Source organism: Streptomyces phyllanthi (assembly GCF_009377205.1).
Lineage (GTDB): Bacteria > Actinomycetota > Actinomycetes > Streptomycetales > Streptomycetaceae > Streptomyces > Streptomyces phyllanthi.
This window is the reverse complement of record NZ_VJZE01000017.1, coordinates 19,741-46,516: the sequence shown is the minus strand read 5'-3', so window position 1 is coordinate 46,516 and position 26,776 is coordinate 19,741. Positions and strand designations below refer to the sequence as shown.

General features: G+C 69.1%; 17 protein-coding genes. All 17 read right to left on the bottom strand.

Annotation, left to right across the window (positions count from 1 at the left end):
- Positions 1–429: 429 nt before the first annotated feature.
- Positions 430–723, bottom strand: a complete 294-nt coding sequence (locus FNH04_RS05030; protein ID WP_322722599.1) for a response regulator transcription factor — start codon at positions 721–723, stop codon at positions 430–432.
- Positions 724–826: 103 nt separating this feature from the next.
- The gene (locus tag FNH04_RS46400; RefSeq protein ID WP_194236561.1) at positions 827–982 is read right to left on the bottom strand and encodes a hypothetical protein; all 156 of its coding nucleotides are present in this window, start codon (positions 980–982) and stop codon (positions 827–829) included.
- Between the two features lie 247 nt (positions 983–1,229).
- The gene (locus tag FNH04_RS05025) at positions 1,230–2,747 is read right to left on the bottom strand and encodes an AMP-binding protein (protein ID WP_152780701.1); all 1,518 of its coding nucleotides are present in this window, start codon (positions 2,745–2,747) and stop codon (positions 1,230–1,232) included.
- Complete coding sequence (locus tag FNH04_RS05020) at positions 2,744–3,544, bottom strand: phytanoyl-CoA dioxygenase family protein (protein ID WP_152780699.1); 801 nt, start codon at positions 3,542–3,544, stop codon at positions 2,744–2,746. The genes FNH04_RS05025 and FNH04_RS05020 overlap by 4 nt, the downstream gene beginning before the upstream one ends.
- Positions 3,545–3,673: 129 nt before the next feature.
- Positions 3,674–5,449: an asparagine synthase (glutamine-hydrolyzing) gene (gene asnB, locus FNH04_RS05015; protein WP_152780697.1), complete on the bottom strand. Its 1,776-nt coding sequence runs from the start codon at positions 5,447–5,449 to the stop codon at positions 3,674–3,676.
- A gap of 4 nt (positions 5,450–5,453) precedes the next feature.
- Entirely contained in the window at positions 5,454–7,145 is a 1,692-nt protein-coding gene (locus FNH04_RS05010) for a non-ribosomal peptide synthetase (RefSeq protein WP_152780695.1), read from the bottom strand.
- Between the two features lie 211 nt (positions 7,146–7,356).
- A complete protein-coding gene (locus tag FNH04_RS05005) occupies positions 7,357–8,193 on the bottom strand; it encodes a fumarylacetoacetate hydrolase family protein (protein WP_152780693.1) in 837 nt (278 codons plus the stop codon).
- Positions 8,194–8,205: 12 nt separating this feature from the next.
- Positions 8,206–9,216: a beta/alpha barrel domain-containing protein gene (locus tag FNH04_RS05000; protein WP_228031146.1), complete on the bottom strand. Its 1,011-nt coding sequence runs from the start codon at positions 9,214–9,216 to the stop codon at positions 8,206–8,208.
- Positions 9,217–9,375: 159 nt separating this feature from the next.
- Complete coding sequence (locus FNH04_RS04995) at positions 9,376–10,152, bottom strand: 2OG-Fe dioxygenase family protein (RefSeq protein WP_152780689.1); 777 nt, start codon at positions 10,150–10,152, stop codon at positions 9,376–9,378.
- A 57-nt stretch (positions 10,153–10,209) separates the two neighbouring features.
- On the bottom strand, positions 10,210–11,181 hold the full coding sequence (locus FNH04_RS04990) for an aspartyl/asparaginyl beta-hydroxylase domain-containing protein (RefSeq protein WP_228031145.1): 972 nt from the start codon (positions 11,179–11,181) through the stop codon (positions 10,210–10,212).
- Between the two features lie 128 nt (positions 11,182–11,309).
- On the bottom strand, positions 11,310–12,590 hold the full coding sequence (locus FNH04_RS04985; RefSeq protein WP_152780685.1) for an MFS transporter: 1,281 nt from the start codon (positions 12,588–12,590) through the stop codon (positions 11,310–11,312).
- A complete protein-coding gene (locus FNH04_RS04980) occupies positions 12,587–16,555 on the bottom strand; it encodes a non-ribosomal peptide synthetase (protein WP_322722598.1) in 3,969 nt (1,322 codons plus the stop codon). The genes FNH04_RS04985 and FNH04_RS04980 overlap by 4 nt, the downstream gene beginning before the upstream one ends.
- Before the next feature lie 10 nt (positions 16,556–16,565).
- A complete protein-coding gene (locus FNH04_RS04975) occupies positions 16,566–17,336 on the bottom strand; it encodes a thioesterase II family protein (protein ID WP_322722597.1) in 771 nt (256 codons plus the stop codon).
- Positions 17,333–17,509, bottom strand: coding sequence for a hypothetical protein (locus FNH04_RS46395; protein ID WP_194236560.1), 177 nt, complete (start codon positions 17,507–17,509; stop codon positions 17,333–17,335). Before FNH04_RS46395 ends, FNH04_RS04975 begins: the two co-directional genes overlap by 4 nt.
- Positions 17,510–17,512: 3 nt before the next feature.
- Positions 17,513–17,725: an MbtH family protein gene (locus FNH04_RS04970; protein ID WP_152780683.1), complete on the bottom strand. Its 213-nt coding sequence runs from the start codon at positions 17,723–17,725 to the stop codon at positions 17,513–17,515.
- Positions 17,726–17,822: 97 nt separating this feature from the next.
- On the bottom strand, positions 17,823–18,803 hold the full coding sequence (locus tag FNH04_RS04965; protein WP_152780681.1) for a helix-turn-helix transcriptional regulator: 981 nt from the start codon (positions 18,801–18,803) through the stop codon (positions 17,823–17,825).
- Positions 18,804–18,842: 39 nt separating this feature from the next.
- The gene (locus tag FNH04_RS04960) at positions 18,843–26,774 is read right to left on the bottom strand and encodes an amino acid adenylation domain-containing protein (RefSeq protein WP_152780679.1); all 7,932 of its coding nucleotides are present in this window, start codon (positions 26,772–26,774) and stop codon (positions 18,843–18,845) included.
- Positions 26,775–26,776 lie beyond the last annotated feature (2 nt).

The following is a 26,776-nucleotide window of genomic DNA, read 5'->3' as shown; positions in this document are numbered from 1 at the left end:
CACCCGGAGCTCCCACGCCCCCTCCCGCGCCGTATGTCGTCCAGTTCGGGTTCGACCGGCACCACGGCGGCCCCGGGCCGGACACCCGTCGAACCTCCTGCTCGACGAGGCCGTCGCCGACGCCCTGCCCGCACACGCGCGACCGCCGCAGCCGCCGCTCCGGACCCCGCGGGAGGCCGACCTCGCGACGACGACTCGGCCCTCGAGCGGATGGCCGACTGGTCGGGAAGTTCAGCGCCGAGTCGAGCGCCCCGGCCGCGGTCGTCGTGCTGCCGGAGGAGTCCGAGCTGCCGGCCGCCCGTCTGCGGGAACACCTTGGGCTGGGCGGGATGAGCACGGACCCCTCACGACTGCTGCGCGACAAGGCCCAGCGGGCCCGCCGCGAGGGGGGGCGAACCTCCGTGGCGGAGCCGTGCACGGGACCGTCGGTCAGACCTGGGTCCGGTCAGGCCGGTCGGGAAGCTTCGGCGCCGCCACCAGGCCTGTGTCCTCGATCGCATCTGTAAGGGAGCCCGCGGCCGACAGAGCCGGCAGCAACAGATGCATTCGGTTCCGGGCTCCGGTTTTCGCGCGTATCCGGCGTATACAGGTGTCGACGGTATGCGGACTGACGTTCATGCGCCGGGCGGTCTCCCCGTAGGTGTCCCCGCGCGCGACGTGTCCGAGTACTTCTCTTTCCCGGTCGCTGATCCGGCGGACAGCTTCCCGTAGTTTACCGCTCACGGATCCGGGCGCCCTTTCTCTGTGTCATTCCTGCGTTCCGGGCCCTGTGGATGCCAGGCTCCGGAACACACCACGGGCCGGTTTCCCCGTACGCACACGCAGGTCATCCCGGGAGACGACCCCAACCGCTGTCGCCGGGCACGACGGAGGACGTCGCCGAGGTGTCGGCGCGGCCGGTGTCGGCGGCAGCAGTCCCGGCAACGGCGCCGACCACCATCATGCAGAGAACGGTGACCACGAACGCGCGGACAGACTTCATGACTTCTCCCGGATTTCAGAGTGAGGAATGCTTGAAAAGTCCCGGCCGGTGTTGTCCGGCCGTTTCCCTTCCGCTCTTCCATGATGGTGGGCGCCCGTCCCGTAATCCACCGACGGAACCATTCACCAAGTTCTCTGGCACTAAAGCGGGGGGTGAACGAAACACCCGCAGGATCTCAATCAAGGTCAATACGGACGGATTGGCTTCCGGTGGCGTCGTTGCGGTTGCCTACGGTCAACGCAACTCGTCAGCTCCGGCTCACCGAAGGCTCTTGACACATCTCCCGGAGCTTCGCCCGGTCGATCTTTCCGTTCCGCGTCGACGGGAGCGCATCCAGTTCGGTGAAGTGTCTGGGGACCATGAACCGGGGCAGACGGGAGGCACAGGCACCGATCAGGTCGTCCTGACCGACCTCCGCGCCGGTCACGCGGGTGTAGAACGCCGCCAGCTGTGTGGAGCGGGCGACCTTGACCCCGACGACGGCGGCTCGACGCACACCGGCGACCCCGGCGATCACGGACTCCACCTCACCCGGCTCGACTCGATAGCCGTTCACCTTGAGCTGGTCGTCGAGCCTGGAGACGAAGTGGAAGTCGGTGCCGTCGAACGTGACCAGGTCTCCGCTGAAATAGCAGCGGCGCATGCCGCCGTCTCGATGTTCGACCTCCCGGAATCTCTTCGCGGTGAGCGCGTCGTCACCGGCGTACCCGATCCCGACGCAGTTACCGGCGATCACCAGCTCCCGTGTCTCGCCGGCCTCGAACGGGCGCAGCCGTCCGTCCACATGGCACAGCAGCTCCGCGTCGACGACCGCGGTGCCGATGGGCGGCCGGTCGGGCCAGTGGGTGACGTCGCCCCTCAGCCGGTACTGAGTGACCACATGGGTTTCGCTCGGCCCGTACTGGTTCACCAGCGTCAGGCCACCCTCGGCACAGAACTTCCGCACCTCGTCGTTGATCACCAACTGTTCGCCTGCCACCGAGATCTCCCGCAGACTCGGTGTCCTTCCGCCCGCGGCACACGCGGCGGTGGCCAGTCCGTGCAATCCGACCACTGGCTGGAAGAGCCGGGCGACGTCATGCTCGCGCATGATGTCGAGCAACGTGAAGGGATCCAGCCTGTCCTGGTCGTTCACCACGATCAGGGTCGCACCGGCCAGCCAGGTCGCCACCATGTCCTCGTACACCATGTCGAATCCGATGGACGACATGTGCAGGGTGTTCGGGGGCCGGTCATGGCTCCACCGCTGGACGTGCCAGTTCCCCAGATCCGCCAGGACCACCGGCGGCACCGTGACAGCCTTGGGTTCGCCCGTGGACCCGGAGGTGGGGATGACGTAGCAGACCGGTCCGGTCGCGAGCTCCTCCCGCCTCGTTCCCCGAATCGATCGGAAGGTGTGTTCCGCGACACCCGACTCGACCGGTGCGCACTCGTCGGCCCGCAGGATCATGGCGCAGCCGGCGCTGCTCACCAGTTTGCCGGTCCAGGCGGGCGGCATGGCCGGGTCGATGGACAGCACGCCGGCTCCGACGCGCCACACACCGAGCACCGCCGCGCAACGGGACCACGAACGAGTCGCATGCACGTCGACGACGTCACCGGGACCGATGCCGTGTTCAGCGAGGCCGCCGGCGATCTCGGCCGACAACTCGGCGAGTTCGGCGTAGGTATGGGCGACGCCGTCGTCGACGACCGCCACCGCGTCCCGGTGCCGGGCGATGGCGTCGACCAGCGTCCGGATCAGTGAGACATCGAGGTCGCTCATGCGATCAGACCGCCCTCGACGAGTCCCAGCGGCCGGTAGTCACGCGACGCCACGAACTCCGGACGCGGGCTGGGCACTTCGCGCAATTCGTTGTCGACACTGTTGTAGGTGACGAACGCCATGGTCCGGTCGGTCGGCGACATGTTCGCACCGGAGCCGTGCGCGATGCAGGGGTGGAAGAACAGCAGGCTTCCAGCACGTCCGACAACGGACCGGATCTCCGCCTCCGCGGTCACCTTGGCCATCTGTTCGGCGTCCAGCGCGAACTTCAGCTTCGCCGACAGGTCGGCCTCCCACTGCGACGAACCCTCGGACTCGGGACTCCACGGGGCTAGCACGCCGTTTCGATGCGAACCGGGCACGACGAGCAGCGGGCCGTTGTGCTCGGTCGCGTCGTCCAGCAGCAGCGCGACATTGACCGCCCGCGGCTCCGGCATACCGTCCTTGGGCCCCCAGACGCTGTAGTCCTGATGCCATTGCCACACTTCTCCGCGAAGCGCCTGCTTGGCGTTGACCTTGCACTGGAACACATGCAGCTTGCTCTCCAGCAGTTCCTCCGCCGCGGAAAGCAGCTCGGGCAGCCGCACCAGCCTGGAGAACAGCGCGCCCGTGGTGTGGCACCCGTGGATGCCCCGCACCGTGGTCCCGTCCTCCTCGAAGATCCGCCCAGGGTGCTCGGTCGCGTAGAGATCGGCCACCTCACGTCGCAGAGCGGCGATCTCGCCGACGTCGAAGACGTCTTCGAGGAGCAGGAATCCTTCGGACCAGTATTCCGATATCTGACTTTCGGTGAGCATAGTGCGATGACCTCTCTGCCTGATTTCTGCGGAGCGATGAAAATCGTTACGTAGGTCTGGTACGGAAAGAAAGGGTTTTGTCCGGGCGGAACAGGCCAGGACGCTTTGCGACAGGGTGCCGCCGTGGCATTACAGCCGCAGCCCCAATTCGTCGATCACCATACTGATGCTGATCACACTCAGCCGCGTATCCCATTTGCCCTCGACGCCGCGGGCCGCGATCCGTTCGAGCGCGTCCGTACGGAAGACACCGCTGGCCGCGACCAGATCGCGCCACCTGGTCATGAGGTGGTCGTGTGCGAGCGCGGACAGACCGTGCGCGGTGAATCCCTGCTTCGCGCGTCGCAGCACGGTTTCCGGGACGATGCCGGCGTAGGCCGATTTGAGGCAGGCCTTTCCCTCGAAATCGGTGACCTTCTCGTCGTCGCCGACGCGCAGCGCCAATTCGACCACGGGATTGCCGAGGAACGGGTACCGGCCCTCCACGGAATTCGCCATCAACATCGCGTCGCCGTGGTCGCCGAGCAGATGACTCCCCAGTTGGACGGAAGTATCGGCCACCGACCGCATCTGCATCGGAGTGAGCAGCGCGGTTTCACCGTCGGAGAACGGAATCAGCCTGTCTCTCCAGAACTCCTGACCGCCGAGCGCTTCGATGCTTTCCGGGGTCAGACCGTCCGACCGCCGGTGGTCCACCTGCCGCCAGTCGACTTCCCAGGAGAAATCGGCCCGCCCCCACGCACTCTCGTTCTCCTCCCGGCTCTGACGTGGCCCCCGGCCGTGCCCGTCGAACGCGTACGAGTCGTAGCCGAAGAACAGCTCGTCGGCTCCCTCCCCCGACAGCACGCCCTTGAGCCCGCTCGACCGGACCTCACGCGAGAGCATCAAGGCCGCCACGTTGTAGGTCTCACGCTGCGGATAACAACAGCGGCGCACCATCTGCTCGAACTCGGCGGTGATGTCCTCGCCGAGACAGGAGATCTCAAGGTGCTCGCTGCCCACCGCGTCAGCCACCTCACGCTGGAAGCGGTGTTCGTCCAGCAGGACGTCGCCGAACACCACCGAGTACGTGCGAAGCGGTTTCTCCACGGCCGCGGCGGCCTCCATGACCAGCGTGGAGGAATCGAAACCGCCACTGAGAAAGGCCCCGATCTCGACGTCCCCGCGCAAACGATCGCGTACCGCCTGCCGGACCCCGTGCCGGATCTCCTCCGCGGTCACCGGGTGCCCGTCCGTCTCGAACTCGCCGTACCGCCAGTAGCGGACCGTCTCACGTCCGCGCCCGCCGAACCGCACCACACTTCCGGGCGGCACGGCATGGACGTCACGCACCAAGGTACGAGGCGCCACGATGTTGCCGAGCTGGAGATACTGATCGACGGCGCCGAGGTCCAGCCGCCAGGTGCCCGGCACCGACCGCACCAATGGTCCGAGTTCCGAGCAGAAGTGCACCTGCCCGTCCGACTCGGTGTAGTAGAGCGGGCTGATGCCGAAGCGGTCCCTGCCCAAGTGGAGGGTGTTCTCGGCGCGATCGTGGATCGCGGTGGCGAACTGCCCGTCGATCAGGCTGAGCCCGGCGGGCCCGTGGCGTGCGAACAGCTCGGGGATGACCGCCACGTCGACACGATTGGCGGTCCGCGCCACGCCGAGCCGGCTTCGCAGCGCGTCGGCGTTGTAGATCTCACCGTTCGTGACGGCGACGAACCGCCCGCCGCTGTCCTCGGCGGGCTGCCAGCCGTCCTTGAGCGCGGTCATGCCGAGGCGGGCGAGTTTCGCCGTCAGCACGGGTGTGCTCAGCGAGTAGGTTTCGTCGGGTCCGCGGTGGATGAGCCGGGAGTGCATGGTCGCCGTGACAGTGCGGTCAAGGCCGCCGTCCGGCGCGAAGGTCCCGCAAAGGCCGCACATCGCGCTACACGCTCCGCTGTCGCAGCTGGTCCGTGAGCGCGCGCAGGTCCTTCGCGCGCAGCACGTCGCGCACCCCGGCGTCCAGCCACCCCAGCTCGCGCAGCTTCGCGACCAGTAACAGCGTCGACGCCGAATCACCGCCCAGCGCGTAGAAGTTGTCGTCCAGCACGGCGTCACCGATCCCGGTGAGGTGGCCCACGAGGGCGAGCACCTGCTGAACGGGGGTCGACACGGCGTCTTCGCCGAGGATCCGATTTCCCCGCAGGGAATCGCGGTCGATTTTTCCGTTCAGGGTGTACGGCAGCGCTTCGACGCGCTCCAGCACCGAGGGAATCTTGTACGGGTCCAGGACCCCTTCGAGATGGCGCCGGAGTTCCCTCGGGTCGGCGCCGCCCAGGTAGTAACAGACCAACGCGTCGCCCCCGGCGGCTTCCGAACCGTCGTGCGACTCCACGGTCACCACCGCCTCGACGACCGATTCCGCCTGACACACGGTGTTCTCGATCTCGCCGAGGTCCAGCCGGTAGCCGCGGAGCTTCACCTGATGGTCCAGCCGCTCCACGAAATACAGATTGCCGTCGCGGAGCTCCGCGATGTCGCCAGTCCGGTATTCCGTACCGTCGCCCGCCGGCCCGAACGGCCGCACCTCGTGCTCGGTCAGGTATCCGGCGGCGACGGCGGGGCCCGTGATGACGATCTCGCCCCGGCGCACCGAGCCGTCGGTCCGAGCAGGCGCGGACCCTTCGTCGATGTCGCGCAAGTGGTAGGCGCAGTCACCCACCACGTCGCCGAGAGGCACCCCGTCACGGCAACTCGCCGGGTCCAGCGGGCCCGTCAGCAGATTGCACACCGTGGTCTCCGTGGCACCGTAGGCGTTGTGCAGCGCGGCCACCTCGGACCATTTGGCGACCACCGCCGACCGGCACGCCCCGCCGCCGTTGATCACGTGGCGCAGCCGCATCGCGCCGCTGGGCTCGGTCGCGGTCAGCGCGAACGGAGTGGTCTTGAGGTGAGTGATGCCGAAGCGCTCCAACGTGTCCCGCAGCTCGGTGCCGGGCGCCAGGCGTGCCTCGTCCAGCACCACGAGGCAGGCGCCGGCCGTCAGGGTCCACAGGATCTCGGTCATGCACCCGTCGAAGGTCAGGCGGGCGAACTGCAGTGTCCGCGAGTCCGGCCCCACGGACAGCCGCTCGACGTGATCCCGGACCACCGCGGCAAGCGGGGCCGGGCGCACCAGAACGCATTTCGGCTCGCCGGTCGAGCCCGAGGTGTGGATGGCGTAGCAGAGCTCGCCCTCGACGTCCAAGACGCCACGCGCGAGATCGGATTCGTCGGCACGCCAGGCCTCCGGGACGTCGGTGAGGTACACATCGCCGTCGTCCCGCGACCGGGCCAGCCGTCGGACGCCGAGCAGTCTGACCTTCTCGGAGTTCGACGCCACACTGTCGCGGCTGTCGAGGAACACGAACGGGCGCCGCGCCCGGAGTGCTCCGATCATCGCCGTGATCGCACCGAGCCCCTTGCTTGCCTCGATCCCGACGAACCCGCCGGGTGCGACCTCCGCGCGCAGGTCCTCCGCGAACACCTGGCTCAGCTTGTCGAACTCGCGATAGCAGACCGTCCGGTCCGCCGTCCGCACGGCGGCACCGTCGGGATTCTCCCGCAGAGCGCGTTCGAACGCGTGTATGAGGGACATGTGACTCCAGTTCCACTCGCCGCCGACTCGCAGGGTCGAGCGGGCTTGAGACAGCAGCCGTCGCAGCGGATCCCGGTACCCGTGGTGCAGGCGGCGCGATCGCTCGCGAGGAGCATCGACCGCAGGGCCTGTTCCACCTGTCCGGCGGTCAGCAGTACGACGTCGTACGGGGCGTTTTCGGCGACCCGCGGCGGGCATGCCCACCTCCGGGTCAGCCGACGGGGTGGGTGAGCGTGCCGACGCCTTCGACCGCGGCCCGCACCGTGTCCCCTGGGCTGATCTGGACGGCACCAGGGGTTCCGGTGCAGATCACCGTTCCCGGTACGAGAGTCCGGCCCATGGTGAAGTACTCCACGAGGTAGCCCAGGTCGTATTTCATGTCCCGCGGCGTCGCCGCCGCGATCACCTCTCCGTTCCTGACGGTGGAGATCCGGATCCCGTCCAGGCTGTCGCCGGGGAACTCGTCCAGGGTCACCAGGGCCGGGCCGATACTGCAGAACGTGTCGAACCCCTTCGCCCACGGGATGTAGCGCGGGTTCCGGCGGATGGCGTCTTCCGCGGTCATGTCGAGGACGGCCGTCACTCCGGCGATGACGGACCGCCACCCGTCGCGGGGAACATCCTTGCAGCGGGTGCCCACGACCAGTCCCAGCTCCGCCTCCGCGGTCACCCGTCGCGACTGTGCCGGCAGCCGGATGGTTCCGCCGTTGCCGATGAGGCACGACGTGGGCCGCAGGTACGATCCGGGGCCGTAGCCGGGCTGTTCGGTGTCCAGGTCCTCCGAGTGCCGCCGGTAGTTGAGCCCGGCGCCCCAGATGCCGGCGTCGCTGTCGACGATGGTCGCCGCGTTGGACAGGTCGACACCGAGGCCGTCGGAACCGGCCGCCTGCCTCCTGACCTGTGCCTCCAGGTCGCCGAAGCGCCGGTCCCCGACCAGGTCCCCGACGCGGGTGAGGCTTTCGTAACCGCTGATCTCCCGCAGCGGGAACCAACGGTCGTCGATTCCCACGAAGACGTCCTGCCCGTTGCCGCTCTTGGCGAGCTTCATCGCGTCGTCCCCTCAGTTCGCCAGCTGCAAGGAACGCGGGCTGTCGCTGTCAGCGATTCGGGCCGCCGCCGCGTGGAAGTCGGCCGCTCGCGGGCTTTCCGCCGCCATCCCGACCGCGGTCTCCATGAGCTGGGCCGGATCGGTGTGGTACTTGGCGGCGAGTTCCTCGACCAGGCCGAAGAAACCCGAGTGGATGCCGATCACCGCGCCGAGGACCTGCATCTTGCGCTCCGCCCCGATCACCTTCATGTTGACCCGGCAGAATTCGGCGAGTTCGGCCAGTTCCTGGTAGTCGAACCGGTCCCTGCCTTCCATGACGTTGATGATCGCGGCGAGGGATTCGGTGGCGGCGTTGCCCGAGCCACGCCCGATTCCGTAGAGCGTCCCGTCGACAATGGTGGCGCCCGCCCGGAAAGCGGTGACGGTGTTGATATTGGCCAGGCCTAGATTGTCGTGTCCGTGGAAGCCGACGACCGGGTACCGTTCGGCGACCGCGCTCACATACCTTTCGACGGTCTCGGGAGTCATCGCGCCGTAGGAGTCGACCACGTAGACGCCCGCGATCTCCGGCCCGACCCCGTCGAGCATGTCGAGCAACCGGTCGACCGGCGTGGCACTGGACTTCATCAAGTTGACGTAGACCTCTCCGCACGCGTCCGCGACCTGCTGGAGGTAGGGCAGGTGATCCTGGACGCGATCCGGTTCGACACCGACCCGGATGAATGACATTCCGCGGTCACACATCTGCCGGATCGTCGCCGGCCGAGTGAACTCGGGCTGCGCGAACATTCCCCATGGTTTCGTGGTCAGCGTCGACCGGGCGAGCTCACACCAGGTGAAATGATCGATGTTTCCGGCTTTTATGCCGGTGCGCTCGGCCTCCAACCCGATCCCGTGACCGATCTCGACCTTGGAAACGGGGGTCTCGTTGAGTCTGGCGAGAAGTTCGACCACGAATTTCTCGTCGAACTCGAAATCAACGGCGTAGGCACCGTCACGCAAGGTGCAGTCGAGCAGTTCCATCTCGGACATCGCCCGGGATCGGCTGTCTTTCATAGGCCTTCGCCCTTCTCGGCTCAGCACGGACATACACACGGACAAACAGATGGCGCGGAGCTCTCCTCTGCCTCACCCCCAGGAGAGCCCGAGTTGCCACTCACGACGGATCGGGTGCGGCCGTTCTCAGATGTGCTGCCGCATCGGGGTGAAGTCCACGAGGATCACCGCACGCTCGCCCGTCTCCGCTCCGGCCCCGCGCCTGATGGGGGACACGTAGTGACTGACCTTCTCGTCGGTGACGGCGTAGGACTCCAGCGGCTTGGTCAGTTCGAACTCCGCCAGAGCCTCGCCGTCGGGCACGTCCGAGGGCAGCTTGCCCCGGTATTTCGGTGGCGCGATCACGTTCACGCCGCCGACGACGTTCCGGCGATAGACCAGATGCGCGAAGACGAACGGTTCGCCGTCCTGATGGAGTTCGTTGGGCGAGGAAATGGCCTCGCGTCCCGGGTCGTCCACCGCCAGCTTGATCAGATGCACCCCGACGTGCAACGGGAACGCCGCGTCGTTCTGCGACCATCGCGTCTGCGCGAAGTCGAAGGAAAGGATCTTGTGGATGATCGGGTTGTTCCGCGCGGATTCGCTCATGGCGGGCAGTTTGCGGACCACGCCGACATACTCGGGATTGTGGTCGGCCTGGTAGTAGCCGTTCATCCAGCCCTGTTCGCCGAAGTGCGTGTTCGGAATCCAGCTGAACTCCCCCGACCATGGGTGGAAAACACCGCGGGCGAAGCGGCGGTTGCGCCCCGCCTCCGTCGCGTAAGGGTCCGGTGGCAGGTCGACGAACTCGGCGCGAAGGCTCTGGAAGGCGGCGTCGGATTCGGCGATCCCGAATTCCTCGGCGAGGTCGTAGCGGGCGAATCCGTGCTCAACGAGGACGGGCGATTCGGTCAGTGTCTGCATGACTGTCCCAAGCAGTAGTCGAATTGGGTGGACTGTGGTGGGCGACGGCTCGGGCCGTCAGACCGTGGCGAGCCCGCGGGCCGGGCGGACGACCACCTGACGCCGGCGTCCGCGCCTGGTGGAGAACTCCACCCGCGGACTGTCGTCGAAGAGGTCGAGGCGGAGCAGCCGTTCCTCGCTCCAGCCGAGCAGCCGGAACTCGCCGGCGCCCAGGTGCAGCAGCTCCACCGGCGGGCGCCCTTCGACGCGCAGGACGAGCCCGTCGTCTTCGGCGGTCACTTCGGCGACGAGGTCGGTGTCCTGGTCGTCGACCACCGCGAGTCCCCACTCCATGAAGGAGAACGGGACGGCGAAGCGGCAGCTGAACTCGGCGAGTTCGGGCGCGGTCAGCGGCAGAACGGGCCGGTAGTAGGCGATGTCGCTGGCCGGCAGCTCCGCCCGGAAGCTCTCCGGGAACAGGGCCAGCAGCCTGTCGTTGGTCGCGCAGTCCGCGACCAGGTGGATCCGGGCCCGGTCACCGGTGTTGCGCACGGAATGCGGTCGGTCGAAGTCGGCGTACCAGAGCGTTCCCGGCTGCCACCGCTGTTCGACCCCGTCCATCACCAGCACCGCCCCGGGATTGGTGACCAGCGGGATGTGCAGCCGTACATAGCCGTAGGGAAGGCCGATCGGGGTGTCCGAGTGTTCCGCGACGGACACCCCGGGAGCCAGGGCCATCAGGCGGACACTGCGCAGTTCTGTACCCAGTTCGGACAGGATCTGACCGAGGTAGGGTGCCTTCGCCATCAAGGGGGTGTCGGCGAACCGGTCACGTCCCGGACCGCCGGGGTCGGTTCGCTGGGGGTCCCCGCCCGGCGCACGCAGGGAAAGGACCTTCCAGTCCACATCGGATTCTTCCCCGACGACGCCGTCCTCGAAGGACCGCTGCAATGCCCAGAACTCGGAACCGCTGAGCTCTGCGAGATCCGCGTTCAGCCGGCCGATATCCAGGTCGTCCCGCAACATCACCGCGGCCGGAAGGTTCCTCAATGAGCCGCCGTCTTGCATGAAAACCTCGCTTCAATGAGCCTTGTTCGCTTTGGCTTTGCTATCGGTATCTTACTTCTGCGCCACGCCGATAAAAGCGTCTGACAGCGTGCGGAAGCGGCCAGGCCCCTTTAGGACATGACCTTTCCGGCCTCGGCTGCAAAAATCGCACGCTCGGATTCGGGGAAGTCACGCATTTTTCGGATCGGGCTGAATAGCAGAATGACCGTCGACAGTACTTGCAAGCCGCTCATCATCCACAGCGTTTCCCGGACACCGGACAATTCGCCGAGCGCGCCGCCGAGCAACCCGCCGACAGCGATGGCGCCGAAGCTGATCACGGCCGCGCTCGCACTGATGCGCCCGATCAGGTCCGGCGGGCAGTACCGCTGGCGGAAGGTGTCGGTGATGATGCTCGCCGCGACCACACCCGCGCCGCCACCGACACCGCCGACGACGAAGAACGCGAGGCCGGCACCCGGGCCGGTCAGCGGAAAGAGCAAGGTGAAGGGCGCGGCACCCACCTGACAGATCAGCGCGGCCCGTGCGGTGCCGAATCGCTGGGACACCCGGTTGGACAACAGCACTCCGAGGACCCCGCCGAGACCGCACAACGTCAGCACCGCGCCGACCACGGCCTCGCCGGCACCGACTGTCCGGACCAGGAACGCCACCTCGATCGAACTCATTCCGGTCAACGCGATGTTGGACACCGCGCTGAAAACCGCGAGGGTGCGCAGAACGGGGTCCTGGAACAGGAATCTCAGGCCGTCGCCGACCTCGGTGCGCAGCCGGCGCCGCCGGACCGCCCGGGGCGGCGGCTCGGTCGTCCGGACAGCCCGCAGACAGAGCCAGGACACCGCGAAACTCAGCGCGTTGGCGAGCAGTCCGGCGACGGCGCCGAAGGCCTGCACCAGCAGCCCGGCCAGGCCGGGGCCGATGACCTCGGCTGTCGACTCACTGCCCTGCAACCGCGCGTTGCCTGCCAGCAGCTCCGCGTCGGAGAGCAGTGTCGGCAGATACGCACGGTGCGCGGTGGTGAAGAAGACATTGGCACAACCGCCGATGAAGGCGGCCACGAGCAGGTGGGGAATGGTGAGTACGCCCGCCCAGGCGGCGACCGGAACACTGCCGAAAGCGACGAAGGAAACGGCGTCGCAGAACAGCATCACCGGGCGGCGGGGCAGGCGGTCCACCCACGCCCCCGCGGGCAGACCGAGTACCAGCCAGGGCAGATAGGCGACCGACGTCAGCAGTCCGATGACGAAGGTGTCCGCGTGCAGCGTGACGACGGCGACCAGGGGCAGCGCCACCACGGCGATCCCGTTGCCGAGCAGGCTCGTGGTTTCCCCGAACCAGAACAACCGGAACTCGCGCCCGGCCACCGAGCCCTGGTAGGGCTTGCCGGTCATCGTTCTCCCGCCGTGGGCCGCGAACCGTCCAGCAGGGCGAGTTTCCCGGCGAGGACGGCGCCGATCCGCGCGATGTGCTTCGCCTGGGTGATCTCACCGTGGCCACAGGCGATCTCGTGCACCTCAAGCCGTCCGGTCACGTGGTCGCGCCAGGATTCCGGCGTGGGCGCATCCTCCGGTTTCCCCTCCGTGGCGGAGAAGAACACCATGTCCCCCCGGTACGTCCGGGGCCGGAGTTCCTCGTAGATCCGGTCGTTGTCCACGAACACCCGGGCCAGGGCGGCGGCCTCCGACTGCGTCAGCCATTCGAGTGTGCTGCCCGGCCGGCGGACCGTCCGCTCGTAGTCGTCGTAGCTCAGTGGTCCCCCGCCGAATGCGGAAAGGTCGTACCCCAAGGAGTCCAGCAGCTCGGTGAACGTCTCCGAACCGCCGTCGACGAGGGGCCGGTAGCCGGGTACCGAGTCGGGCGGGTAGCCGTCGAGCAGTGCGAGCAGGTCGACCTCGGCTCCCCCGGCCTGCAGATCGGTCGCCATCAGGTGAGCGAGCACGGCGCCGAAGGACCATCCGACCAGCCGGTAGGGCCCTTCGGGTTGGACGGACCGGATCTGCTCCACGTAGTCCTTGACCATCTCACGCCAGGACCGGCCGTTCGCCGTCGCATCGGTGAGGCCCTTCGCCTGCAAGCCGTACACGGGGTAGCCGGCGTCGATGTGGCTGAGCAGCCCCGCGTAGACCCAGCTGATCCCGGCGGCCGGATGCACGCAGAAGACCGCGGGCCGATCGGCTCCCGTCCGCAACGGGAGCAGGGACGACAGCGGGTCGTGTCGCGCGCCGTCGGCCAGCCGGTCCACCAGGTCCGCGACGGTGGGCGCCTGGAACAGGTCCAGGATGGTGAGGTGCCCGCCCAGCACCGCCCGCACCCGGGAGAGCAACCTGGTGGCGAGCAGGGAGTGACCGCCCAGTTCGAAGAAGCTCTCCTCGGCGCCGACCCGGCTCAGCCCCAGCACCTCCGCGAACAATCCGCAGAGGACTTCCTCGTAGGGTCCGCGCGGGCCACGCGACGCCGGACGGTGCGCGAAGTCCGGGGGCGGCAGCGCGTCCCGGTCGAGTTTCCCGTTCGGCGTCAGCGGTAGCCGTACCACCGACTGGAAGAAGGACGGGATCATGTGGTCGGGCAGGATCGAGGACAGCCGTCTGCGCAGGTCGCGCGTGTCGAGCTCGTGGTCCGCGGCCGGCTGCACATAAGCCACCAGCCGCTTGTCGCCCCCGGCGTCCTCGCGCACGGCCACGGCAGCCTGCGCCACATCCGGGCACCGGGTCAGCGCGGCCTCCACCTCGCCGAGTTCGATCCGGAAGCCCCGCACCTTGACCTGGTCGTCGATGCGGCCCAGATAGTCCAGCCTGCCCTGGTGATCCCACCGGACCAGGTCACCGGTGCGGTACATGCGGCTGCCCGTCTCCCCGTCCAGGACGTAGGGGCAGGCGACGAACCGTTCGGCGGTCGTGGCCGGGCGGTTCACGTAGCCGCGGGCCACGCCGGGTCCGGTCACGTACAACTCGCCCGGGACACCGGGCGCGACGGGGCGCAACCGCTCGTCGAGCACGAAGACCCTGGTGTTCCCGATCGGCTTGCCGATCAGCGGGTGCGGGCTGTCCGCGGCGTCCCACCACAGCGCGTCCAGGGTGCATTCCGTGGGACCGTACAGGTTGTAACAGAGCGTCCCGGGCGCCTCCCGGACGCGGGTCCACAGCGACTGCCCGGCGGCTTCCCCGCCGAGCAGCAGCACCAGCGGCGCGTGCGGTCCGGACATCAGGCCCTCGTCGAGCAGGTGTTCCGCGTAGGTGGGGGTGACGTCGAGGACGTCGATCCCGGCGGCCCTGACGTAGGCGGTCAACGCGACGGCGTCCCGTCGGATGTCGTCGCGGACGACGTGCAGTTCGTGGCCGGCCAGCATCCAGAACAGTGCCTCCCACGACGTGTCGAACGACAGCGAAGCGGTGACGGCGGACCTCAGCTGCCGGCGCGCGGTGGCCTCGGTGCGCGCGAGCAGACCCGCGCGGTGGAAGGCGTACAGGTTGCTCAAAGCGGAATGCGGCGTCAGTACGCCCTTGGGGCGGCCGGTGGATCCGGACGTGTAGATGACGTACGCCGCGCTTTCCGGCAGTACGCGACAGTTCAGGTTGGCCACGGGACCGGCCGGCGTCTCGATCCGGTCGGCGAACACCGCGGGCAACTCACCGAAGCTGTGCGCGGCCGCGGTCACGGTGTCCGTGACGACAGCGACCGGCGCGGCGTCCCGCAGCATGTGCCCGATCCGGTCCGGTGGATATTCGAGATCGACGTGCAGATAGGCCGCACCGGTCTTGAGTACCGCCAGCATCGCCACGACGGACTCGGCCGACCGGGGCAGGGCCAGCGCGACCAGCCGCTCCGTCCCGGCTCCCTGAACGCGCAGTCGGCGCGCGAGCAGGTTGGCGCGATCGTTGAGTTCGGCGAAAGTGAGCCTCGTGCTCCCGCACACCACCGCGGTCGCTCGCGGCGTTCGCGCGGCCTGCGCCTCGAACACCTCCGGCACGGTGGCCGGCGACGCGGGCCGGGCAGTGTCGTTCCACGCGACGAGGACCTGGTGGCGGTGCTCGGCGGACAGCGGGTCGGCTTCGCCGATGGGCCGTTGTGGCGCTGACACGAGTTGCCGCAGCAACCGGGGCAGGGCATCGGCGATGTGGTCGGCGGTGGCCCGGTCGAACAGGCCGGTGGCGTACTCGAGGGCGCCGTCGATGCCCGCGGCGCTCCCGTCCGGGGTGTAGTGCTCCCGGAAGTCGGCGGACAGGTCGAACTTCGCGACCTCCCAGTCCAGTCGCTCCTCGGTGCAGGTCAGGCCCGGCAACGAGAGCGTGGCCTCCTCCCCCCTGGACAGGGTCAGCATGACCTGGAAGAGCGGATGCCGTGCCAGTGACCGTTCCGGGTTCAGGTCCTCGACCAGCCGCTCGAAGGGAATGTCCTGGTGGTCGTAAGCGGCGAGATCCGCGTCCCGCACCCGGTGCAGCAGCTCGCTGAAGGTCGGATCACCGGACACGTCGCTGCGCAGCACCAGGGTGTTCACGAAGAAGCCGACCACGCCTTCCAGCGCCTCGTCCAGCCGCCCCGCCACCGCGGTGCCGATCGGGATGTCCGTACCGGCCCCCAGCCGGGACAGCAGTACCGCCAGCCCGGCTTGCAGCACCATGAACGTGGTGCACCCGTGGTCGGCGGCGACCGCGAGCAGACGGCGGTGCAGCTCACCATCGAGCTTCAGCGGTACCGCGTCCCCGCGGTGATCGGCCACCGCGGGGCGCGGCCGGTCGAACGGCAGGTCCAGCTCGGCGGGCAGCCCGGCCAGCTGCTCCCGCCAGAAGGCCAGCTGCGTCGCGAGCAGGCTCGCCGGATCGTCCTGGTCACCCAGCAGCTCCCGCTGCCATACCGCGTAGTCCGGGTAACTCACCGGCAGTGGCGTCCACTGCGGGGACTCACCCGCGGCCCGGGCTTGATAAGCGGTGGCCAGGTCGGCGAGCAGCGGCTGCCAGGACCACTCGTCGCAGGCGATGTGGTGGATCACCAACGCCAGCACGTGTTCCCGTGGCGCCGGCGCGAACACCGTCGCTCGGATCGGGAGATCCGTCGTCAGGTCGAAGCCGCGGTCGAGGGTGGAGGCGAGCGCGTCGGCGAGCCCGGCCTCCTCGCATGCGACCACGTCGAGCTCAGGTCGTCGGGCGAGCACCCGCCGTACGGGTTCGCCGTCGACCCCGGGGTATACCGTGCGCAGCACTTCGTGCCGGTCTACCAGGTCGGTGAGCGCCGCTGCCAGGGCTGTGCGGTCCAGTTCGCCTCTCGCCCGGATCACGAGCGGGCAGTTGTAGACCGCCGACCGGCCGTCCACGCGATTCAGGAACCACAGCCTCCGCTGGGCGTAGGACACGGGGGACACGGGTCACTCCTCAGGAGGCAGAGCCGGACGCGACGGAATGGATCGGAGCGATCCGGCTCGGGAGGGCCCGCCAGATCTCCGGGGTGTAGAAGTGGCCGCCGCCGAGCACGTCGTGCCGGTACGGGCCGGAGGTCAGTCCGCCCCACCGGGAACCCACGTCGGCGCTGATCAACGGATCGTCGGCACCGGAGAACACCTGCAGCGGCACGCTCACCCTGGCGCCGGCATGGACGAAGGTGTCCCGGACAGCGATGTCGGCCCGCATCACCTCCAGCGCCAGCTCGGTCAGGTCGTCGTCCTCACGGACGTGCGGGGGCAACAGGCCGTATGTCCCCATCCACTCCAGCAGCCGCTCGTCGTCGTCCTGGTGTGTGGGAAAACGTTCGCTGTCGGTCAGGCCGCGGTCCGGGGCGTTGCAGGAGGACAGGACGAGCGCTTCGGGCTTCCGCGCCTCGTCCGTCTCCAGCCGGGCGGCGACGTCGAAGGCCATCCAGCCGCTCATGCTGTGCCCGAAGAGGACATACGGGCCGAGATCGGCCGTGCGCAGCGATTCGGTGACGCCGGTGGCCAGTTCGTCCCAGTCGCGGGCGAAGGGCTCGGTGAACCGCCCCTCCCTGCCGGGGTAACAGAGCACGACCAGGTCCGTCCCGGCGGGCATGCCCGCCGTCCACGGCCGATACGCGGCCGTGCCGCCGCCGAAGAGGCTCAGGCCGACCAGAGTCCGTCCGGCGTCCGGCGTCCGGTGCAGGGGCACCATCGTGGTGTCCCGTACGCCGCTCACTGTGACACCCCGGTGGGCATCGGCTCGGCGTGCCGGTGATGCCCCGCGCGCGGCCGGGCGCCGGTGTGGCCGGCGTCGCGGAACCGGCCCGGTTCGGCCACGGCGGGCCTGTCCTGTTCGCGGGTCACCGGCACGGTCTCGAACCCGGCGGCACCGCTCTCGCTCGCTGCCATCGATCAGGCCTCGCCCATCGTGGCCGCCAGGCCGGCGGGCCGCATGTCCGTCCAGTTCTCCTCGACATACTCCAGACAGGCGGTCCGCGTTCCCACTCCGAACACGGTGGACCATCCGGCGGGCACGTCGATGTCCGCGGGCCACAGGGAATGCTGTCGCTCCGCATTGGCCAGAACGAGATAGGAGCCGTTCTCGTCGTCGAACGGGTTGTTCATGGAACTGTCCTTCCGTGGTGATCAGGCCGGACCGTGGAGATCGGCCCGATGATGTGACGTGACGTCAGAGTCGCGATGCGACCCGCCCGTTCGGCGGTCAGAGCCAGCCGAGCCGGGCGGCCTTGACCCCGGCCTCGAAGCGGCTGCGAGCGCCGAGGCGCTCCATCAGCGCCGCCATCATGCGTCGAGCGGTCCGGTGCGAAACATGCAACTGGCCTGCGGCGGCGGCATCGGTACACCCGTTGGCGACCAGCCTGAGCAGCGCCCGTTCCGTGCCGTTCAGGGTGTCGCCCGCCGCCGGCCGCTGGGCATCCAGCGGTGTGGCCAACGACCAGGTCTGTTCGAACAGAACGACCATGGGGGCGACGAGGCCGGGATCGGTGACATGGAGCGCGCCCGCGGTCGTGTTCTCCGGGTCGACGGGTACCAGTGCGACCGAACCGTCGACCAGGATCATTCTCGGCAGCGGGGTCGCGGAGCTGCGGAACTGGCCCCCGTTGCTGTTCAGCCAGTGCACGTGTGCCATCGTCGCGGCGTCGTAGGAGTCGGTGTCCGTGCCGACGGTCCGGATCGACACCGCGCGGCTCAGCAACGCCGCGTCGTTCCGGCGCGCGGCCATGAGTTCCGGCGCCGACTGCGCGCCACCGGGCCGGAACGTCAGCACCTCACGGGTGGCTTGCCCCGCCAGCCGGTCCACCCGGCACTGCACCTCGTCCATCCCCAGGAGCCGCTCGACCTGTTCGACCCTGCCCGACAGGCCGGAGGCGCCGGACATGAGCAGGCGGACGACCTCGGCGTGGGTTTCGGCGATCCGCCGCTGCCGACGCATCAACTCCTCATGCTGGCCGGCCAACGACTGCTGCAAGCTCAAGATCGGGTCCACCACGGCGAATCGGCCCGGCACCTCGAAGGAGTGCCGCAGCAGGCCGAGTTCGACCAGCCGGTCGAGGCAGGCACGGACCTGGTCGAGCGCGACGGCCAGCCGGTCGGCGATCTCCTCGGCGGCCGGCGCGGGTGATGCGCGCATCTCCCGGTACACCGCTTCTTCCATCAGTTCCAGTCCGAACATGGTGAGCATGAGGTCCGTCTCCCAGGTGTGTCGGTGAACGCCCCACTGTCAGCGGGAAGTGGCGGGCCGCAGCGCGGGCCGGGCGGGCCGGGCCTTCGCGAGGTATTCGGCGACCCCGGCGACGGTCGGGGCTCGGAAGAACTCGCGGACCGGCAGCTCCAGCCCCAGGGTCGAACGCACCCGGGAGATCAGCCGGGTCGCCAGCAGCGAATGCCCGCCCAGGGCGAAGAAGTTGTCGTCGATGCCGACCGAGTCCAGACCGAGCACCTTGGCGAACAGCTCGCTGAGCACCTCCTCGTTCGCCGTACGCGGGCCGGTGGTGGCCGGCGCCGCGCCCCGCGACGGAGCCGGGCATGCGGTGACATCACCGGACCGCCGGTCCTGGACGGGTGGTACGTCGAGGTCGGCGACCCGTTGTTCCGGGTCTTCGGCCACCTGCGTGAGCAACCGGCGCAGGCCGTCGGCGAGCCGCTCACCCGTCGAGGCGTCGAACAGCGCGGTCGAGTACATCAAGGCCCCGACCAGCCCGGCCGGTGCTCCGTCCTCGTCGAGCCGCTCCTCCACGTCGATGACCAGGTCGAATTTCGCGGTGGTCGACGGGACCGGCCATTCGGTCGCCCGCAGACCGGGGAATCGCGGAACGGCGGTCGCGTGCTGGAGCTGGACCATGATCTGGAAGAGCGGGTGGCGGCTGGGCGAGCGTGGTGGATTCACCTCTTCGACCAGCCGCTCGAACGGGACGTCCTGGTGCTCGTAGGCCGCCAGGTCGGTGGCCCGGACGCGACGGAGCAGCTCCGCGAAACTCGGGTTCGCCGAGACGTCGGTCCGCAGGACCACCGTGTTGACGAAGAACCCGACGACGTCGTCGGCCGCGTCGTCCGTCCGGCCGGCCACCGGGGTGCCGATCGGAATGTCCGCCCCCGCGCCCAGCCTGCTGAGCAGGGCGGCACATCCGGCCTGGAGCACCATGAACAACGTGCAGTTGTGCTCCTTGGCGACCGCGAGCAGGCTTCGATGGAGTTCAGGACCCCACTCGACGGTCGCCGATGCTCCCGCGTAGTCGCTGGTCCCGGGCCGGGGCCGATCTGTCGGCAAGGTCAGTTCCACCGGGAGATCGGCCAGTTGCGCGCGCCAGTGGCTCAGCTGACGGGACAGCACGCTGTCCTGGTCGTCCTCACTGCCCAGCAGATCCCGTTGCCACAGCGCGTAGTCGGCGTACTGCACCGGCAGCTCGTCCCACTGTGGAGCCTCGCTCCGCGTGCGGGCGGCATAGGCGGCGGAGAGATCGCGCATGAGCGGTCCGAGCGACCAGCCGTCGCAGATGATGTGGTGGAACACCAGCAGCAGGACGTGATCCTCCTGGCCCGTCGTGAACAGGTGGGCGACCATGGGAGGCTGTGCGGCCAGATCGAACCGATGGTCCGCGGCGGCGCGCATCGCCGCCTCGACCTCGGCCTCGGACACCTCTCGGTGCACCAGTCCCGGCCGAACCGCTCCCGGCGCGAGCACGGACTGCACCGGCCGGTCGCCCCGTTCGACGAAGACCGTCCGCAGACTCTCGTGTCGATCCGTGATGTCGGACAACGCCTGTTCGAGAGCTTCCCGGTCCAGCGGACCGGACAGGCGCAGAGCGACAGGAAGGTTGTAGCTGGTGCCGGTCTCCTCCCACTGGCTCAGGAACCACAGCCGCTGCTGGGCGTAGGACAGCGGCAGCACGTCCGGGCGTTCCCCCGCCCGGAGCATCGGCCTGCCGGGGAGCATGTCGTCGAGGCTGTCGGCCAGCCCGGCCACGGTCGGGGTGCTGAACAGCAGACGGGCCGGCAGTTCCACGCCCAGAACGGAGCGCGCCTTGCTGCTCAGCCGCACAGCCAGCAAGGAGTGGCCGCCGAGATCGAAGAAGCCGTCGTCGATCCCCACCTCGTCACGGCCGAGCACTTCCGCGAACAGCCCGCACAGGAGCTCCTCGCGGAGGTTGCGCGGCGCGCGCCGGGTGCCGGTGGGGTACGTCGGTTTCGGCAGCGCGGCGCTGTCGAGTTTCCCGTTCGGTGTCAACGGCAGGTCATCGATCACGACGATCGCGGCGGGCACCATGTAGTCCGGCAGGTTCTGCCGTGCGAACTCGCGCAGTCGTCTCACGTCGAGTTCCGTGTTCCGCGCGAGAACGTATCCGACGAGACGTTTGTCCCCGGGCCGGTCCTCGCGCAGGACCGCCACCGCGTGCGCGACGCCCTCGTGGCGGGCCAGTGCCGCCTCGACCTCGCCGAGTTCGACCCGGAAACCGCGGATCTTCACCTGGTCGTCGGCCCGGCCGAGGAACTCCAGCGCGCCGTCGTCGGTCCACCGGACCAGGTCACCCGTGCGATACATGCGCCGGCCCGGCCTGAACGGGTTCGCCACGAACCGTTCCGCGGTCAGGCCGGGACGGTTCACGTAACCTCGCGCCAGCTGGGCGCCCGCGACGTACAGTTCGCCGACCACCCTCGGCGGGACGGGACGCAGTCCCGGGTCGAGCACGAACACGTCCACCCCGGCGATCGGACGGCCGACCAGGGGTCGGTCACTCTCGTCCGATGACCAGAAGAGGGAGTCCACCGTGGTCTCGGTCTGTCCGTAGATGTTGTAGACCGTGATCCCCTCGGTTTCCCGGATCCGTGCCCACAGCTTCTCGCCCACCGTTTCCGCGCCGGTCATCACCACCGCCGGCGGCGTTCGGGCCGGGTCGAGCATCCCCTGCTGGATCAGCTCTTCGGCGTAGCTGGGCATCACGTCGACAGCGTCGATGCCGCACCGGTCCATGTACCGGGCCATGGCGGCGGGGTCGCGGCGGGTGTCGTCGCCGATCAGGTGGAGTTCGTGGCCGACGGCCTGCCACAGCAGACCGACGACCGAGGTGTCGAAGGAAAGGGACGCGGTCAGCGCCATCCGGCAGCGTCGCGAGCCGCGGATCCGCTCGGCGGTGGCGATGACCTCCGCGCGGTAGAAGGCGAGCAGGTTGGCCAGCCCCCCGTGGGTCACCATCACGCCCTTGGGCAGGCCGGTCGACCCCGAGGTGTACACGACGTATGCCGGATGGTCCGCGGAGATCGCGATCTCGAGTTCTTCCGACGATTCGTCGTCGAGCGCGGGGCCGTCGACGAGCACCGGTTCGCGTGCGGGCAGCGACTCGGCGAATGCGCTGTCGGTGACGACCAGGGCGGCGGCGGAGTCCTCCAGCAGGTGGGCGATCCGCCGAGCCGGGTACGCCGTGTCGACGAACAGGAATGCGGCGCCCGACTTCAGTACCGCCAGTAGCGCGACGACCAGGTCCGTGGACCTGGGCAGGGCCACGGCCACCACCTGGTCCGGGCCCGCGCCCCGGCTGACGAGGTGGCGAGCGAGCCGGGTGGCACGTGCGTCGAGCTCGGCGTAGGTCATCGCGGTGTCCTCGAAGACCAGCGCCGTCGCGTCCGGCGTGCGGGCTACCTGCTCCTGAAACGCGTCGGGCAGGAACACGGTCGGCGGCGCGGGCACCGGACGCTCGGCGAGGAGGCGCCGCCGTTCCCCGTCCGAGAGCACGTCGACAGCGCTGATCGGTCGTTCCGGGGCGGCGAGCACCTGTTCCAGCAGCCGTCGCAGGCGCATCACGAGCTGTTCGGCGGTGGACCGGTCGAACAGCTCCTCGGCGTACTCGAGGTAGCCGGTCAGCCCGGCCGGTGCGCCCTGGGCATCGCGCTCGTCCACCAGTTCAAGACTGAGGTCGAACTTCGCGACGTCCCAGCTCACTGGGGCCCGTTCGCCCTCCAGTCCGGCGAAGTCCGGGGTGGTGGTCTCGGCGTGCTGCACCTGGATCATGATCTGGAACAGGGGGTTCTGGGACAGCGATCGTTCGGGCCGCACGTCCTCGACGAGACGCTCGAACGGGACGTCCTGGTGGGCGAATGCCTCCAGGTCGGTGTGCCGGACCCGTCGCAGCAGTTCGGCGAACCCGGGATCGCCCGCGGTGTCGGTGCGCAGCACCAGGGTGTTGACGAAGAACCCGACCAGATCGTCGAGCGCACTGTCCGGCCGGCCTGCCACCGGGGTGCCGAAGGGGATGTCGGTGCCGGCGCCCATACGGGTCAGCAGTGCCGCGAAAGCCGCCTGCACCACCATGAACAGCGTGCAGTCGGCGGACCTGGCGAGTTCGAGCAGCCTGCTGTGCAGTTCCGGCTCCCAGTGGACGGCTACGATCCCGCCGGACTGCACCGCCACCGCGGGGCGCGGCCGGTCCACCGGCAACGTCAGCTCCGACGGCAGATCGGCCAGTTGCGTTCGCCAGTAGTCCAACTGACGGCTCATCAGGCTTGCCGGGTCCTCGGGGCTGCCGAGCAGCTCTCGCTGCCACAGCGTGTAGTCGGCGTAGCGCACCGGCTGCGGCGGCCAGTCCGGTGCGTTCCCGGCGCATCGGGCGGTGTAAGCCAGGCCGAGGTCCCTCAGCAGCGGACACAGGGACCACCCGTCGGCCGCGATGTGCTGGATGACCATCAGCAGTACCTGCCGCTCATGGCCGAGCAGGAACAACGTGGCCCGGACCGGCGCGTCCTCGGTGAGGTCGAACCGGTGACGGACCCGCTCCGCCATGGCGCCGGCGAGGTCTGGCGGCGCCACCTCGACGACCTCGATGCCGGGAACCGCATCCAGAATCACCGGGTGCGGCTCACCGCCGTCCTCGGGAAAGATCGTGCGCAGGCTTTCGTGCCGTTCCGCCACGTCGGCGAACGCCTGTGCCAAAGCGTCCTGGTCCACCGGCCCGGTGAGACGGACCGCGACGGGCACGTTGTACGTTCCTTCGCCGCGTTCCATCCGGTTCAGGAACCACAGCCGTCGCTGGGCGAACGACAGCGGCACGGGCTCCGCCCCTGCTCGGGCGGTCAGCGCGGGACGCGCGGCCCCGGTCAGCCGGGCCAGTCCGGCCACCGTGGGTTCGGCGAACAGGTCCCGGATCTCGAACCCCTCCCCCAGGACCGACCGGATCCGGGAGAGCAGCCGGAGCGCCAGCAGGGAGTGCCCTCCCAGGTCGAAGAAGTGATCGTCGATCCCCACGCGGGGCACCCCGAGCACCTCGGCGAAGAGTTCGCACAGGATCTCCTCACGCGGACTCCGCGGCTCTCGCACGGCGTGCGCGGCCAGGTCCGGCTCCGGCAGCGCGGCACGGTCGAGTTTCCCGTTCATCGTCGTCGGCATGGTCTCGACCAGGACCACCGCGGCGGGGACCATGTAGTCGGGCAGGCTGTCCGACACGAACCGGCGAAGCTCCTGGGCCGTGAGGCCTAGGGACCGGGCCACGACATACGCGACCAGGCGTTGGTCACCTGGCCGGTCCTCCCGGAGGACGACCGCGGCCTGGACCACCTCCGGGTGGCCGGCCAGCACCGCTTCGACCTCGCCGAGCTCCACGCGGAAGCCACGGATCTTCACCTGCGCGTCCGCGCGGCCGACGAACTCCAGCTCCCCGTCGGCGGTCCACCGGGCCAGGTCGCCCGACCGGTACATGCGCTTCCCCGCCGAGAACGGGCAGGCCACGAACCTCTCGGCGGTCAGCGCGGGACGCCCGGTATAACCCCTGGCGAGCTGGACCCCGCTCAGGTACAGCTCGCCCACGACCCCCGGCGGCACCGGCCGCAGCCTGCCGTCCAGCACGAAAGCCGACACATTGGCCAGCGGCCGGCCGATCGGCACGGAACTTCCCTCATCGCCACGGCGGCACTGCCAGTAGGTCGCGTCGACAGCGGCTTCGGTCGGCCCGTAGAGGTTGTGCAGCTCGGTGGAGCCGAGCGTGGCGAACAGTTCGCGTTGTGTTTCCGCGGGCAAGGCCTCACCGCTGCAGATGATCTCGCGCAGGCCCGTGCAGCCGGCCGCGCCGGGCTCCCGGAGGAACGCCTGCAGCATGGAGGGCACGAAGTGCGTGACGGTCACCGATTCACGCCGGATCAGCTCGGCCAGATAGGCGGGGTCGCGGTGTCCGCCGGGCTTCGCCAGGACCAGGGTCGCCCCGGAGATCAGCGGCCAGAAGAACTCCCAGACCGATACGTCGAAACCGGCCGGGGTCTTCTGCAGGACCCTGTCGGCATCGGTGAGTCGATACTGCCCTTGCATCCACAGCAGACGGTTGACGATGGCCGCGTGCGGGACCACGACCCCCTTGGGCCGTCCGGTGGATCCGGAGGTGAAGATGACATAGGCGGAGTGCTCCGGACGCGGCCGTACCGGCCGGGCGGAGACGGACGCGATCGGCTCGTCGAGCAACAGCCTCGGTGTGGAGCCGGGAAGGGCGCCGGCGCTCTTGCAGTCGGTCAGCACGAGTATCGGCCCGGCGTCCGCGACCATCGCGGCGATCCGCCCGGCGGGGTGGTCCAGATCCAGCGGAAGGTAGGCCGCGCCCGCTTTGACGACAGCGAGGATCGCGACCACCAGATCCACCGAACGGGGCAGTGCCACGGCCACGACCCGGTCCGGGCCCGCACCTCTGTGGGCGAGCTGCGACGCCAGCCGGTCCACCCGCTCGTCCAGCTCGGCGTAGCTCAGTCGCTCGTCGGGCGCCACCAGGGCCAACGCGTCCGGGGTGCGCCGGACCTGCTCCGACCACAGCTCGGCAAGCGTCACCTCAGGCAGCTCGACCGCGGTGTCGTTCCACTCCCGTACAACCCGGTCGCGCTGATCGGGCGCCAGCATGGTCAGAGCGGAGAGCGGCTGATCCGGATCCGCGGCCACCTGTTCCAGCAGCAGCACCAGCCGTTCGGCGAGTTCGGCCGCCTGGGCGGCGGTGAACAGGTCCGGGCGGTAGTGCAGGCGCAGTGCGAGCCGCTCGCCCGGTTCGACGGCGAGGGTCAGCGGAAAGTGCGCGCTGTCACGGAACGTGACGCCCACCTCGAGTTCGCCGTCGGGCGAGTCGACCTTGTAGTCATGCATCGGGAAGTTGTCGAAGACCACGTTGGTGTCGAAGAGCGCGGTGGGAAACCCGGTCAGGCGCTGGATCTCCGTCAAGCCGAGGTGATCGTGGTCGAGCGATGCGGCGCGTCCCGCCTGGATCTGCTCGAACAGCGCGCTCACCGAAGCCGCCCGGTCCAGCCGCACCCGCACCGGAACCGTGTTGATGAGCATCCCGATCATCGAGTCCGCGCCGGTCAGCTCCGCCGGACGGCCACTGACCGTCGAGCCGAACACCACGTCGTCGCGCCCGGTGAGCGAACCGACCAGGATGGCCCAGACCCCTTGGCACACCGTGCTGAGCAGGACGTGGTCCCGCCGGGCGCGCGCGGTCAGCAGCGCCGTCGTCTCCGACGGCAACAGCACCGCCACCTCCTCCGGCGGCGGACCGGTCCGGGAGTCGGCGGACGCGACGAAGGTGGGCTCGACGACCCCCTCCAGGGCCGCCGCCCAGTGCCGCTCCGCTCCGGCCCGGTCCTGTTCCGCCAGCCACGCCAGGTAGTCCCGGTACGGACGCACCGGCGGCAGGCCGGCGGTGCCGCCTGCCCGGGAGTACACCGCGAACAGCTCCTGGAACAGCAGGGCGAAGGACCACCCGTCCAGCACGAGGTGGTGGGCGGTCACGAGAAGCCGGTGGCGGCGGGCGGTGTGCCGGATGAGTGTGAACCGGATCAACGACGATCCGCCGACGTCGATGCCTCGTGCCCAGTCCTGCTCGGTCAGTTCGGCGAATCGTTCTTGCGCGCCTTCCTGACCGATTTCGATCTCCCGCCAGTCCAGCGGGACATCGCGGCGGACCACCCGTATCGGTTCACCTGTCTTCCGGTACCGGAATCCGGACCGCAACGTGGCGTGGCGCCGTATCACGGTCTCCGCGGCCACTCTCAGGAGCGCGGAATCCACCGGTCCGTTGAGGTCCACCACGAATTGCGCGAGGTAAGGGCTGCGCGCTTCCCGGTCGAACAGCGCGTGAAAGAGAAGCCCTTCCTGCAGGGGCGACAGGGGGAGGACGTCCTCGACCACCGATTGGCTCATCT

What these genes read in the sequence shown, in the direction of transcription:
- FNH04_RS04995 (WP_152780689.1), bottom strand. Translation starts at nt 10,152, where the DNA reads ATGCAGACACTGACCGAATCGCCCGTCCTCGTTGAGCACGGATTCGCC.
- FNH04_RS46395 (WP_194236560.1), bottom strand. Translation starts at nt 17,509, where the DNA reads ATGGCAGCGAGCGAGAGCGGTGCCGCCGGGTTCGAGACCGTGCCGGTG.
- FNH04_RS04985 (WP_152780685.1), bottom strand. Translation starts at nt 12,590, where the DNA reads ATGACCGGCAAGCCCTACCAGGGCTCGGTGGCCGGGCGCGAGTTCCGG.
- FNH04_RS46400 (WP_194236561.1), bottom strand. Translation starts at nt 982, where the DNA reads ATGAAGTCTGTCCGCGCGTTCGTGGTCACCGTTCTCTGCATGATGGTG.
- FNH04_RS05000 (WP_228031146.1), bottom strand. Translation starts at nt 9,216, where the DNA reads ATGGAACTGCTCGACTGCACCTTGCGTGACGGTGCCTACGCCGTTGAT.
- FNH04_RS04960 (WP_152780679.1), bottom strand. Translation starts at nt 26,774, where the DNA reads ATGAGCCAATCGGTGGTCGAGGACGTCCTCCCCCTGTCGCCCCTGCAG.
- FNH04_RS04965 (WP_152780681.1), bottom strand. Translation starts at nt 18,803, where the DNA reads ATGCTCACCATGTTCGGACTGGAACTGATGGAAGAAGCGGTGTACCGG.
- FNH04_RS05010 (WP_152780695.1), bottom strand. Translation starts at nt 7,145, where the DNA reads ATGTCCCTCATACACGCGTTCGAACGCGCTCTGCGGGAGAATCCCGAC.
- asnB (WP_152780697.1), bottom strand. Translation starts at nt 5,449, where the DNA reads ATGTGCGGCCTTTGCGGGACCTTCGCGCCGGACGGCGGCCTTGACCGC.
- FNH04_RS05020 (WP_152780699.1), bottom strand. Translation starts at nt 3,544, where the DNA reads ATGCTCACCGAAAGTCAGATATCGGAATACTGGTCCGAAGGATTCCTG.
- FNH04_RS04970 (WP_152780683.1), bottom strand. Translation starts at nt 17,725, where the DNA reads ATGAACAACCCGTTCGACGACGAGAACGGCTCCTATCTCGTTCTGGCC.
- FNH04_RS05005 (WP_152780693.1), bottom strand. Translation starts at nt 8,193, where the DNA reads ATGAAGCTCGCCAAGAGCGGCAACGGGCAGGACGTCTTCGTGGGAATC.
- FNH04_RS05025 (WP_152780701.1), bottom strand. Translation starts at nt 2,747, where the DNA reads ATGAGCGACCTCGATGTCTCACTGATCCGGACGCTGGTCGACGCCATC.